The organism is Cryobacterium flavum (assembly GCF_900103805.1).
GTDB classification, from domain to species: domain Bacteria; phylum Actinomycetota; class Actinomycetes; order Actinomycetales; family Microbacteriaceae; genus Cryobacterium; species Cryobacterium flavum.
On record NZ_FNIB01000002.1, the window covers coordinates 172,580 to 184,586 of the forward strand.

A 12,007-nucleotide genomic window follows, 5' to 3' on the forward strand; every position below is an offset into this window, starting at 1 on the left:
GGGACGGGGCCTGGGCCCCGTCCCTTAAAGAAGGAGGGGGAGGACGCGGGACCGGATGGTGGCGGCGATCTCGGCGACGGGGGCGGCGGCATCCACTACCAGGAACCGGTCGGGTTCGGCGGCGGCCAGGTCGAGGAACGCGGCGCGCACGCGGGCATGAAAGTCGTTCTTCTCCGCTTCGAGCCGGTCGAAGACCTTGTCGTCGGCGTCGAGCCGGGCCCGGGCGGCACGCGAGTCGAGGTCGAGAAGCACGGTCAGGTCGGGCAGCAGTCCTTCGGCAGCCCAGAGCGACAGGTCGCGCACCTCGGAGGCGCCGAGCACGCGGCCGGCTCCCTGGTAAGCCACGGAGGAGTCGAGGTAGCGGTCCTGCACGATTACGTCGCCGCGGGCGAGCGCGGGCCGCAGCTTGGTGCCCACGTGCTGGGCACGGTCGGCGGCGTAGAGCAGGGCCTCGGCGCGCGGGTCGACCTCGCCGCGGTGGTGCAGCACGATCTGGCGAATCTCGACTCCGACATCCGTTCCGCCGGGCTCGCGGGTGCGCACCACGGTGCGCCCCCGCGCTTCGAGCCAGTCGGTGAGCAACTGCGCCTGAGTGGTCTTGCCGGATCCGTCGCCGCCCTCGAGGGTGATGAACAGACCGGTCACGAGACCTTCGGCGCGATCGTTGTCGTGGCGGCGGATTCAGCGGCCGAACTGGCAGGCTTCTTCACTGCAGGCTTTTTCGCAACCGGCTTCTTGACCACGGGTGCGCCGGTCAGCGCGGCCTTGGCCGCCGCATTCTTGGCGCGGGTAGCGGCTGCCTTCTTCGCGGTCGCCGCCTTGGCCGCAGCGGTCGGCGCCTTCTTGACTGCCGGCTTCTTGGCAGCGGCCTGCTTGGCCGGTGCCTTCTTGCGGGGAGCCGCCGGACCCTTGGCCCGCTTGTCGGCGAGCAGCTGCACGGCCCGGTCGAAGTCGATCTCCTCGATGTCCTCCGACTTGGGAATCGTCGCGTTGGTGACCCCGTCGGTCACATACGCTCCGAACCGGCCGTCCTTGATCTTGATCGCCTTGCCGCTCTCCGGGTCGGGCGCTTCGAACTCTTTCAGTGCGCTCGACGCCCGGCGGGCGCCGTACTTCGGCTGGGCATACAGCTCGATCGCACCCGGCAGGTCGATGTCGAAGATCTGGTCTTCGCTCGTGAGCGACCGGGTGTCGATGCCCTTCTTGAGGTACGGCCCGAACTTGCCGTTCTGGGCCAGAATCTCGGTACCGGTCTCTGGGTCGAGCCCGACGACGCGCGGCAGCGCGAGCAGGCGCAGGGCCGTTTCGAGGTCGACGGCGGCCAGGTCCATTGACTTGAAAATGGATGCTGTGCGCGGCTTGTCCGCCGCGGCCACCTTTTTCGCGGCCGGCTTGCGCTTCGGCTTGGCCACGGTGACCTCGCCGGTGACGGGGTCGATCGTCTCGACCGGAGCCACGACGACGACCGGAGCAACCGGCTCGGCCGGTGCCGGCGCGAGCTCGGTAACGTACGGCCCGAAGCGGCCGTCCTTGGCGACGATTTCCTTGCCGTTGTCGGGGTTGAGGCCGATCACGCGGTCGGTGACGACCGGGGCGTCGATGAGCTCGCGAGCCTTGGTGGCGGTCAGTTCGTCGGGCGCGAGTTCCGGCGGGATGTTGACTCGGCGGGGCGGGGCATCCGCTGCCGCATCGGGGTCGATGACCTCGAGATAGGGGCCGTACTTTCCGATGCGCAGGGTGATGTCGTCGCTGATGGCGACCGAGTTGATCACACGCGGGTCGATCTCACCGAGGTTGTCGATGACCTGGCGCAGGCCGCGGTGCTTGTCGCTGCCGAAGTAGAAGCTGGTGAGCCAGTCCAGGCGGTTGGCTTCGCCGCCGGCGATGCGGTCGAGGTCGTCTTCCATCTCGGCGGTGAAGTCGTATTCGACCAGGTCGCCGAAGAATTCTTCGAGCAGGCGCACGACCGAGAAAGCGATCCAGTTGGGAACGAGCGACTGGCCGCGCGGCGTGACATAGCCGCGCTCGGTGATGGTCGAGATGATCGAGGCGAACGTCGAGGGGCGCCCGATGCCGAGCTCTTCGAGCTTCTTCACCAGGCTGGCCTCGGTGTACCGGGCGGCCGGGGTGGTCTCGTGGCCCTTGGCTTCGAGCTCGAGCAGGGTCAGTGTCTGGCCCTCTTCGAGCGGCGGCAGCTTGGACTCGGTCGCATCCGTCGACGCGTTGCGCTCCTCGTCCTTGGACTCTTCATAGGCAAGCATGAAGCCGCGAAAGGTGATGACCGTTCCGCTGGCTCCGAATTCGGCGAGCGCACCCGAGGCGGAGGGGTGCTCCGACGTGCCGGTCGGGCCGGCCGCGATGGTCACCGAGGCGGTTGAGCCGGTGGCGTCCTTCATCTGCGAGGCGACGGTGCGCTTCCAGATCAGGTCGTACAGCTTGAAGTCGTTGCCGCGCAGGCTGGAAGCAAGCGAGGTCGGGGTGCGGAAGGTGTCGCCGGAGGGGCGAATTGCCTCGTGCGCTTCCTGGGCGTTCTTGCTCTTGCCCTTGTAGGCGCGCGGGGCATCCGGAACCGTCTCGGCGCCGTAGAGTGCCGCGGCCTGGGTGCGGGCAGCCGTGAGGGCCTGCTGCCCGAGCGACGGCGAGTCGGTACGCATATAGGTGATGTACCCGTTTTCGTACAGCGACTGGGCGACGCTCATGGTCTGCCGTGCGGTGAAGCGCAGCTTGCGTGCCGCTTCCTGCTGCAGGGTCGAGGTGGTGAACGGGGCTGCGGGGCTGCGACGGTAGGGCTTGGAGGTGACCTTGGTGACCTCGAGCTTCACACCGGGGGCCCGCAGCGCGGTCGTCAACGCCTGGGCGGCGGAGGCGTCCAGTGTGACGGCCTTCACTGTGGGCTTGAGCGCACCGGAGTCGTCGAAGTCGCCACCGGTGGCAATGCGCTCACCGTTCAGTCGAACGAGCTTCGCGTCGAACGCCTGCTCTGTTTCTGAAGCGGATGCTGCCAGTCGCGCCAGCAGATCCCAGTAGCCGGCGGAGACGAACGCGAGGCGCTCCTTCTCCCGGTCGACGACGAGGCGGGTCGCGGCGCTCTGCACGCGGCCGGCGGACAGACCGGGGCCGACCTTGCGCCACAGCACCGGGGAGATCTCGTAGCCGTAGATGCGGTCGAGGATGCGGCGGGTTTCCTGCGCGTCGACGAGGGCGGTGTCGAGGTCGCGGGTGTTGTCTTTGGCGGCGAGGATGGCGTCTTTGGTGATCTCGTGGAACACCATGCGCTTGACCGGAACCTTGGGCTGCAGCACCTGCAGCAGGTGCCAGGCAATGGCCTCGCCCTCGCGGTCCTCATCAGTTGCGAGCAGGAGTTCGTTCGCATTCTTGAGGGCCCGCTTGAGTTCGCTGACAGTCTTCTTCTTGGCGTCGCTGACCACGTAGTACGGTTCGAAACCGTTCTCCACATCGACCGAGAATCGGCCGAGGGCACCCTTCTTGAGCTCAGGCGGCAGGTTTTTCGGCTCGATCAGATCGCGAATATGACCAACCGAAGACAAAACTTCGTAGCCGTCGCCGAGATACGCGGCGATCGACTTCATCTTGGTCGGTGATTCAACAATGACCAGCTTCTTAGTGCCTGGCACCAGACTCCTCTTTATACGTAGTGACCAAATGTGGGCCAAGGCACACCATACACACCGGAATGGAGTGCGTGCCTAATCGACGGGCACGTCTCGGCGCGTCCCGCTCGCACACACGGCGCTCCCAGCCCGTGCTCAGTTCGCTCAGAGCATGCAGCACAACAATCCCAAACCCTTGCTGTTTGCCCGCCCCAGTGCAGAATAGACCCATGGGTACAATGACGGCCACATACACCGCGAAGTTGACGGACGGGCCCCTTCAGGGCAAGACAATCACGACGACTTTTCTCGACTCGGGTGATCCGCAGCCGCGCATCGAGATTCCGGCCGATTCCGGCAAGCGCTATCTCTACGCGCGCGGCGCCGGCCTGGAATTCGAAGGCTCCGACTTCCCCGGCCGCCCGAGCGCGGTCGAGTACCGCTACCTCGAGGTGCTCCTCTCGTAGTTAGCTCGTCAGATCAGGCTGGCGGCCCGGCCCGAGCACTCGCGGAGATGTCGATGCCGTGCACCCGCCGCCGCACCGAAACGGACGCGATCAGTCCCGTTACCGTGCAGCTTGTGACGGTGGTCTCGTTCATCGTGGCGACGGCATCCGCTGCCTCACAGGGGAAGCCCGGGATGGCACCGGAGGCTGTGTCGGCGGCGGCGAGCGCGGCTGCATCGGCCGCGTTCGCGACGGACCGGCCCGCGGTGAGCAGCCCGAGAACCGACACGACGAGGGTTGTCAGCAGCACGGTGGCAGCGAGCACGGCGAGCGCGAGGATCGACCCGGCTCCCCGCTCGGTCGAGCCAGGCCCGGTCTCGGGCCAGACTCCAAACCCGGAAGTTCCGGTCCGGGAGGCCCTGTCGCTCGGCGTGCCGATTCCCTCGCTCATTGGCCGCCGGCCAGAGCGCAGGACTGTGCTTCGAGGGTGAGGCCCGCGAAGATTCCCGGCGCACGCGTGACGACGCGCGCGCAGACGAACTCGCCGCGGCGCTCCGGAGCCAGACTGGCGCCCGCCACGGTTTGATGCACGAGCCCCGCAGCCCGTACCGCGCTGTCGCCGCGGGCGAGCGAACGCGCGGCGCTGGCGGCAGCATCCGTCAACCGCACCTGCACACCAATAACCTGAACAGCACCGAGGCAGCAGGCCAGCACCAGCACGACCGCCGGCAGTGCCGTGGCGAACTCAGCGGTCGTGCTGCCCCGGCTACTTCGCCCACTTTGGCTACCCGATACTGAGGGCACGTCGCACCAGATCGGTGAGCATTCCGCGCACCTCGTCGCTGCGCAGAATGACGATGAGCAGCCCGGCGAACCCGACCGCGGCCATTGTGGCGACAACGTATTCCGCCGTCGCTGCTCCGGCCTCGTCGGCCAGTTTTTTCAGGGTGGTCTTTGTATACACGGACTCGTCTCCTTCGGCGTCCATCGACGCGGGTTGGGCGGCACGAGCACGTTCACTCTGCTCCGATCCGCTGGCGCGGGCGGCGGCATCCGCTTATCTGTGGACAGTTTTAGAACGTCGTCAGGGTGGAGGAGAGCACGCTGAGCAACAACGGCACGACGCCGACCAGCATGAACGCGGGCAACACGCACAGGCCGAGCGGCAGCATGAGCGTCACGGAGAGTGTCGCGGCCCGGCGCTGCCCCGCGCTGCGGGCATCGCGCCGAAGCTGTTCGGCCTCGCTGCGCAGTAGTTCCGCCGCAGGAACTCCCGCACGCGTCGAGAGGTCGAGTACCCGGTCAACCGGGTCACCGACGTCGCCCGCGTCGCCCGCTGCAATGCCGTAGCGCTCGGCGGCAGCCTGCACCAGTGCACGGGAGCGGTCGATGGAACCTCCGCCGCTCATAGCGATGGCCATGAGTTCCAGTCGCAGCCCCGGCGTGAGGTCGGTCGGGCCGGCCCGACGCACCAACGCCCGGTTCCAGCCTGCGGCGGCGAGCATCAGCAGAGCGCCGCCGCCGAGGCAAACCCACCCAGGCACGGTCGCGAACAGGGTGTGCAGGGAGTCGAAGCCCATAAGGCTGCCGAAGACGACCCCGATCAGCGGCAGCACCATCACCAGCCGGGCGGTCGCGCGCGGAGCCGCCAGCGCCACCTCGAGATCGCGCTGCACCTGGGCGAGTTCCCGCAGGGATGCGGCGAGTTCGCGCAGGCAGCCGGCCAGCGGCGCACCAGCCTGGGTTGCTACCTGCCAGGCCGCAGCGAGTCCGAACCAGGCGTGCTCGGCCTCAGCGGCCGCGCCGTTCCGGCGTCGCCCGGGTGCGGCAGTCGCCGGACGTGCGGCACGGCCCTCCGAAGGATTCTCACGGCCCAGCCTTCGTGCCTGACCAGCGATCGCATCGGCCACGCTGTCACCCCGGGCCGCGGCGCGCGCTGCAGCACGCAGGATGCCCGTGGTCCCCGAATCCACCAGTAGTGACGGCGGTAACAGATAGCCCCAAGCGGACACCGGGGACACACCCGCCGACAGCAATACCGCCAGCCGTTGGGTCACTGCCGCGACCTCTTCGATCGGCGGGACAGCATCAGCTCGGCGCACGGTTGTCCCCTGGCCGAATCGTGGCTGGTTGATCGCCCCGCATCAGACCGCCTCGATCGAGAGCCGGTCTCGGCCGTCGAGCGTGAAACGGCCGACGGCGTCGAGTCGGCGTACCCCGTCGGTGCGTTCCAGGTGCAGCACCAGGCCGATCGCGCTCACGGTCTGCCGGGCCACGGCGGAAGCGCTCATGCCGGCGAGAGAACCGAGCGCCTCCAGACGGGCCGGAACGTCTTCGAGCGAATTCGCGTGCAGCGTGCCCGCTCCCCCGTCGTGACCGGTGTTGAGCGCGGCGAGCAGTTCCCGAATCTCCGACCCGCGGCACTCGCCGAGCACGAGCCGATCCGGCCGCATGCGCAGCGCCTCCCGCAGCAGCGCCTCCAGGCCGATGCGCCCGGCCCCCTCCAGATTGGCCTGCCTGGCCTCGAGGGCCACCACGTGCGGATGCCGGATGCGCAACTCGGCGACATCTTCGATCGCGACGATGCGCTCGTTGTCCGGCGCTTCGCCGAGCAGCGCTGCCAGCAGCGTGGTCTTTCCGCTCCCGGCAGCACCGGTGATCAGCAGATTCTGGCGGCCGCGCACAGCGGCACGCAGCCGACCCAATCGGGCAGCGGCTGCCTCCCCCACGCCAAACAAACCGGCGTCAGCAAGTGCACCAAGGCTCCGGTCGGCGGCGTGGGGAAGCCGAATCGAGAGGAGGGTTCCAGTGCTCGAGACCGGTGGAAGCACGGCGTGCACCCGAATGCCGTCGGCCAGTCGCACGTCGACGCACGGGCTCGCTTCGTCAATGTGCCGCCCGCCCAGAGCGATCAGCCGTACGGCCAGCTCGCGCACTTCGGCCTCGCCGAGCTGCCAGGCCGGCGCGAATGCGAGACCGTGCCCGGCGTCGATCCACAGACCGGCATCTCCGTTGACGAACAGATCAGTGGTCTCCGGGGCGGCAGCATAGCTGGCCAGCGGGCCCAGCGCCCGCACGTTCAGTCGCTCGTTGCCGACCAGCGACAGGGTCGTCGGGGTGGTCTGCGGTCTCGCGCCAGCGGCATCCGCTGTCGGCGAACGGTGCCGGGCGGAGTTCACAGGCGGCGGTGCGGCTCCAGAACCCGACGTGCCCGACTGTGCCACCGCCGGGCCGACCGGCGGCGCCGCCCAGGGATCGGCCACAGTTGGCGAGCCCGAATAGGCAACGCCCGAGACGGCAGCGCCCGAACCGACAGCACTCGGCATGGCCGACACTGCAACGGCCGCGACCGGAACGGCGTACGACGGAACGGCAACGAAAGGCTGGCCCATGCTTCGACGGTACGGCGAGCCGTGCCGGCGCCGGCTCGGCCGGCACAATCTGTGGACAACCGGCGGGCCGAGGAAGCAGGGGAGGAGCCGCACCGGCACGACTTTTCACCCACATCAACTCCGCGCACCCGCCATAAACTATGGAACCGCTTAAATAGAAGGGGCGGCACCTATTGGGGGGAACAGGTGCCGCCTAGCATCGCGCAGATTGGGGGGAACCGTACGCGATGCTGGTCAAAACTTTCGTTCAGACGTGTTTAGTTTACGCAGCCGCGCTCAAAATGCAAGTCCGATGTCCTCATTAGAGAGGACACTCGGGCGGGGGGTACAAAATCACCCTGAAACAGGGGTCCATTTCTCAGTATTTCGTTTGTGTATACAGAGATTGGCCTGAAACCGGTAGGGTTCAGGTGAGCTGGCAATGTCCTGCATGCACGTACCGCAAAGGAGCGAATTACACATATGACGGTTAAAATTGACACCCTCCTGCACGAATCGCGTCGATTCGCGCCCACTCCCGAGTTCGCCGCGCAGACAGCAGCGACACCAGACCTGTACACCGAAGCGCAAAACGACCCGACCACCTTTTGGGCTGATCAGGCCCGCAATCTGCTGCACTGGCACAAGCCGTTCACCAAGACCCTCGACTGGACCAACCCGCCGTTCGCGAAGTGGTTTGAAGACGGCGAACTCAATGTCGCCTACAACTGCCTCGATCGCCACGTTCTGGCCGGCAACGGCGAGCGCGTAGCTCTGTACTTCGAGGGCGAGCCCGGCGATTCCCGCAGCTACACCTACGCCGAGCTCACCACCGAGGTCAAAAAAGCCGCCAACGTGCTGCGCGGCCTCGGCGTGACAGCCGGCGACCGCGTGGCCGTGTACCTGCCGATGATTCCAGAGGCTGTCATCTCCATGCTCGCCGTGGCCCGCATCGGCGCCGTGCACTCCGTCATCTTCGGCGGATTCAGCGCCGAAAGCCTGCGCTCGCGCATCGACGATGCCAATGCCGTGCTCGTGATCACGGCCGACGGCGGCTACCGCAAGGGCAAGATCAGCGCCCTCAAGCCGGCCGTCGACGCCGCCCTGCAGTCCAACGACTCCTCGGTGAAGAACGTACTCGTGGTCAAGCGCACCGGCCAGGACGTGCAGTGGAACGACCGCGACATCTGGTGGTCCGACGCCATGGAGACGGCGTCTCCCGAGCACGAGGCCGAGGCTTTCCCGGCCGAGAACCCGCTCTTCATTCTGTATACATCGGGCACGACCGGCGCGCCCAAGGGCATCCTGCACACCAGCGGCGGTTACCTGACTCAGAACGCGTTCACCCACCAGAACGTCTTCGACCTCAAGCCTGAAACGGATGTCTACTGGTGCACCGCCGACGTCGGCTGGATCACCGGACACAGCTACGTGGTCTACGGCCCTCTCGCCAACGGCGCCACCCAGGTGCTCTACGAGGGCACCCCCGACTCCCCGCACACCGGCCGCTGGTGGGAAATCATCGAGAAGTACAAGGTCTCGATTCTGTATACAGCGCCGACCGCGATCCGCACGTTCATGAAGCTGGGCCGTCAGATTCCGCAGCAGTTCGACCTGTCGAGCCTGCGCGTCCTCGGCTCGGTGGGCGAGCCCATCAACCCCGAGGCCTGGATGTGGTACCGCGAGGTCATCGGCAGTAACATCACGCCGATCGTCGATACCTGGTGGCAGACCGAGACCGGCTCGATCATGGTCTCGGCCCTCGCCGGCTTAACCTCGACGAAGCCGGGCGCCGCCCAGGTTCCGGTTCCCGGCATCACCATCGACGTGCTCGACGACGACGGCGTGCACGTGGGCCACGGCAATGGCGGGCTCCTCGTCGTCACCCAGCCCTGGCCAGCCATGCTCCGCGGCATCTGGGGCGACCCCGAGCGCTTCAAGGAGACCTACTGGGACAAGTTCGAGGGCACAACCGGCGCGAAGGACGGCCCGCTGTACTTCGCCGGCGACGGCGCCAGGCTCGACCACGACGGTGACATCTGGCTGCTCGGCCGCGTCGACGACGTCATGAACGTGTCCGGCCACCGCCTGTCCACGGCCGAGATCGAGTCGTCTCTCGTTGCCCACTCGCTCACGGCCGAAGCCGCTGTGGTCGGTGCCGCCGACGAGACCACCGGTCAGGCGGTCGTCGCGTTCGTCGTGATCAAGTTCAGCCAGGCTGAAATTGCCTCGCACGAGGACATCGTCGATATTCTGCGCAAGCACGTTGCCCAGCAGATCGGTGCCATTGCCCGCCCGCGCGACATCTACATCGTCGACGAGCTGCCGAAGACCCGCTCCGGCAAGATCATGCGCCGTCTGCTGCGTGACGCGGCCGAGGGACGCGACGTCGGCGACGTCACGACCCTCGCCGACACGATGGTCATGAACACCATCACCTCGCAGATGAAGAAGTAGCCAGCGAACACCAGCGACGGCCGTCTTCCCTCCGGAAGTCGGCCGTTGCCGTTCCCCCCGGCACCGTAACTCCTGCAATTCACCGCCGCCGCAGATCTGGCCCCTAATTTCACGCGGATGCTTCGCGCGACCCCCACAAATTGCAGGAGTTGTGCAGGCTCCCGCCCGGGAACCAGCAAGGGGCCCTACTGTGTGGACATGACTTCAGCCGCGACACCCGGGCGCGGTCGCCTCGGCCGGCTGGATGCGCTGCGCGGGGTGGCCGCCGTTGTTGTGCTGGTGCACCACGTATCGATGACGGTGCCGCAGATCGCCGCAGCCTACGAGTCGAGTGCCGGCCTGACCGTGTACTCCGTTGGCTGGTGGGCCACCCTGTCCCCGCTCAAGGTGTTGCTGGCCGGCCCCGAGTTCGTGTTGGTGTTCTTCGTGCTGAGCGGCTTCGTGCTCGTGAGGTCCCCGCTGGCTGCCCGCTGGAACGGCGCGCGGTACGACTGGGTGGCCTATTACGTGCGCCGCGTCATCCGTTTGGCCGTACCCGTGCTGGTGTCGGTGGGCCTCGCTGTCATCTGGATCGTGCTGGTGCCGCGCACGGTGGGCGCGGCAGGCGGGCCGTGGCTGGCCCGGCAGGACACACCAGACCTGGGCCTTGGCAATCTGCTGCGGGAAGCCAGCATCATTGGAGAGACCCGGCGCCCCGACATCAACCCGCCCCTGTGGTCCCTGGTCTGGGAAATGTGGTTCTCGCTGCTGCTGCCGGTGTTCGTCGTCCTCGCCGCGTTCACCCGCAGTCTGGTCAGCGCCCCGGTGCGCCGTGTTCTGCTCTGGGCCGCTTTCTGGTGTGCCCTCGCCGGCCTCGGCTACGTCACGACCACCCAGGCGCTCATGTACCTGCCGCCGTTCGCGCTCGGCGCCCTGCTCGCTGCCAACTTTGACGAACTGCAGCGGTGCAGCGAGCGGCTGGCCGAACGGGCCAGCGGTCGCCTGCTCAGATTCGCGCTGGCCGCGCTCGGCCCGTTCCTCCTCGTGGCCTATTGGATACTGCGCCCGCTGACCAACGGCGAGTGGAGCGACGTCACCCTGTCGCTGCGGGTGGCCGGCGCGTTCGTGATCGTGGCGACCGTGGCGTTCTGGCCAGCTGCGCAGCGGGTCAGCGGGCCGCGGCTCAGCGGGCACTGGCCGCGCCGACTACTCACCTGGCTGGGCTCGATCAGCTTCAGCCTGTACCTCGTGCATTTTCCGATAGTGGTGGCCTTCGCACTGCTCGCCGGACCGGGGCGCTGGTGGCTGGGCGCTCTGGTGTCGGTGCCGCTCAGCCTGCTGATGGCGCAAGCGATGACCCGGTGGGTCGAGCGACCGGCACAGGTGTACGGAACGCGCGCCGGGGCATCCGTTTCAGAGCGGATGCCCCGGCTCGCGCCGCGCAGATAACGGCGGTTAGGCGAACGCGACGACGAACTCGATCTCAACCGGAGCGTCGAGCGGCAGCACCGCGACGCCGACAGCGGAACGCGCATGGCGGCCGATGTCTCCGAAGATCTCCACGAGAACGTCGGAGGCTCCGTTGACCACGGTCGGCTGGCCGGTGAATGACGGATCGGAGGCGACGAAGCCGGTGACCTTCACCACCTGGGTGATGCGGTCGAGCGAACCGATGACGCTCTTGATGGCGGCGAGGCCGTTGAGGGCGCAGGTGCGGGCATATTCCTGGGCGTCAGCGGCGGGAACGAGGCCGTGACCGTCACCGACCTTGCCGGCGGCGGGCAGCGCGCCGGACACCATGGGCAGCTGGCCGGCGGTATAGACGAACCCGTTGCTGATCACGGCGGGCAGGTAGGCGGCGACCGGCGGTACGACGCTGGGCAATTCAAGACCCAGTTCGGCCAGTCGGGCTTCGATCTTCGACACGCTTAGGCCTCTTCCTTGCCGGCGAGCGGGCGTTTGAGATAGGCAACCAGGCCGCCTTCGGGACCGGGGACAACCTGCACGAGTTCCCACCCGTCGGTGCCCCAGTTGTTCAAAATAGCGGCCGTGTTGTGGATCATCAACGGTGTTGTGAGGTACTCCCAGGCGGGCATGTGACTCCTATTTAGGCGGGCGTTCAGATTTGTCGCTTACGCTCAAG

At 67.2% G+C, this 12,007-nt stretch carries 12 protein-coding genes; 3 read left to right on the forward strand and 9 right to left on the reverse strand.

Annotated features, from left to right (window positions below):
* Positions 1–24: 24 nt before the first annotated feature.
* Complete coding sequence (tmk, locus tag BLS91_RS03100) at positions 25–645, reverse strand: dTMP kinase (protein WP_233197358.1); 621 nt, start codon at positions 643–645, stop codon at positions 25–27.
* Positions 642–3,635 (reverse strand): type I DNA topoisomerase, encoded by a 2,994-nt coding sequence (gene topA, locus BLS91_RS03105; protein WP_092339123.1) that lies wholly within the window; start codon positions 3,633–3,635, stop codon positions 642–644. The genes tmk and topA overlap by 4 nt, the downstream gene beginning before the upstream one ends.
* Before the next feature lie 206 nt (positions 3,636–3,841).
* Between topA and BLS91_RS03110 the strand changes: the two genes are divergently transcribed.
* Positions 3,842–4,078, forward strand: a complete 237-nt coding sequence (locus BLS91_RS03110; protein WP_092339125.1) for a hypothetical protein — start codon at positions 3,842–3,844, stop codon at positions 4,076–4,078.
* 13 nt (positions 4,079–4,091) lie between these two features.
* On the opposite strand, the gene BLS91_RS03115 is transcribed toward BLS91_RS03110, so the two are convergent.
* From BLS91_RS03115 to BLS91_RS03135, 5 genes are all read right to left on the reverse strand, one after another.
* Positions 4,092–4,508 carry an Rv3654c family TadE-like protein gene (locus tag BLS91_RS03115; RefSeq protein ID WP_092339127.1) on the reverse strand — a complete coding sequence of 139 codons (417 nt, stop codon included), beginning with the start codon at positions 4,506–4,508 and terminating at the stop codon, positions 4,092–4,094.
* Positions 4,505–4,861: a TadE family type IV pilus minor pilin gene (locus BLS91_RS03120; RefSeq protein ID WP_167552411.1), complete on the reverse strand. Its 357-nt coding sequence runs from the start codon at positions 4,859–4,861 to the stop codon at positions 4,505–4,507. The genes BLS91_RS03115 and BLS91_RS03120 overlap by 4 nt, the downstream gene beginning before the upstream one ends.
* Positions 4,842–5,045: a DUF4244 domain-containing protein gene (locus BLS91_RS03125; RefSeq protein ID WP_092339129.1), complete on the reverse strand. Its 204-nt coding sequence runs from the start codon at positions 5,043–5,045 to the stop codon at positions 4,842–4,844. Before BLS91_RS03125 ends, BLS91_RS03120 begins: the two co-directional genes overlap by 20 nt.
* 85 nt (positions 5,046–5,130) lie before the next feature.
* Complete coding sequence (locus BLS91_RS03130; protein ID WP_092339131.1) at positions 5,131–6,159, reverse strand: type II secretion system F family protein; 1,029 nt, start codon at positions 6,157–6,159, stop codon at positions 5,131–5,133.
* 42 nt (positions 6,160–6,201) lie between these two features.
* On the reverse strand, positions 6,202–7,449 hold the full coding sequence (locus BLS91_RS03135; RefSeq protein ID WP_338061541.1) for a TadA family conjugal transfer-associated ATPase: 1,248 nt from the start codon (positions 7,447–7,449) through the stop codon (positions 6,202–6,204).
* Between the two features lie 462 nt (positions 7,450–7,911).
* Here BLS91_RS03135 and acs point away from each other — a divergent pair, with 462 nt between their 5' ends.
* Both acs and BLS91_RS03145 read left to right on the forward strand, forming a co-directional pair.
* Positions 7,912–9,885, forward strand: a complete 1,974-nt coding sequence (gene acs / locus BLS91_RS03140; protein WP_092339133.1) for an acetate--CoA ligase — start codon at positions 7,912–7,914, stop codon at positions 9,883–9,885.
* A gap of 198 nt (positions 9,886–10,083) precedes the next feature.
* Entirely contained in the window at positions 10,084–11,313 is a 1,230-nt protein-coding gene (locus tag BLS91_RS03145; RefSeq protein WP_159433816.1) for an acyltransferase family protein, read from the forward strand.
* Between the two features lie 6 nt (positions 11,314–11,319).
* Here BLS91_RS03145 and BLS91_RS03150 read toward each other — a convergent pair whose 3' ends face one another.
* Complete coding sequence (locus tag BLS91_RS03150) at positions 11,320–11,790, reverse strand: RidA family protein (RefSeq protein ID WP_092339137.1); 471 nt, start codon at positions 11,788–11,790, stop codon at positions 11,320–11,322.
* Positions 11,791–11,792: 2 nt separating this feature from the next.
* A complete protein-coding gene (locus tag BLS91_RS20130) occupies positions 11,793–11,960 on the reverse strand; it encodes a Sp36 family protein (protein WP_166789918.1) in 168 nt (55 codons plus the stop codon).
* Positions 11,961–12,007 lie beyond the last annotated feature (47 nt).

Excerpts from the sequence above, each read along its gene's own strand:
- BLS91_RS03135 (WP_338061541.1), bottom strand. The coding sequence starts at position 7,449 with ATGGGCCAGCCTTTCGTTGCCGTTCCGTCGTACGCCGTTCCGGTCGCG.
- BLS91_RS03110 (WP_092339125.1), top strand. The coding sequence starts at position 3,842 with ATGGGTACAATGACGGCCACATACACCGCGAAGTTGACGGACGGGCCC.
- BLS91_RS03115 (WP_092339127.1), bottom strand. The coding sequence starts at position 4,508 with ATGAGCGAGGGAATCGGCACGCCGAGCGACAGGGCCTCCCGGACCGGA.
- BLS91_RS03125 (WP_092339129.1), bottom strand. The coding sequence starts at position 5,045 with ATGGACGCCGAAGGAGACGAGTCCGTGTATACAAAGACCACCCTGAAA.
- acs (WP_092339133.1), top strand. The coding sequence starts at position 7,912 with ATGACGGTTAAAATTGACACCCTCCTGCACGAATCGCGTCGATTCGCG.
- BLS91_RS20130 (WP_166789918.1), bottom strand. The coding sequence starts at position 11,960 with ATGCCCGCCTGGGAGTACCTCACAACACCGTTGATGATCCACAACACG.
- BLS91_RS03145 (WP_159433816.1), top strand. The coding sequence starts at position 10,084 with ATGACTTCAGCCGCGACACCCGGGCGCGGTCGCCTCGGCCGGCTGGAT.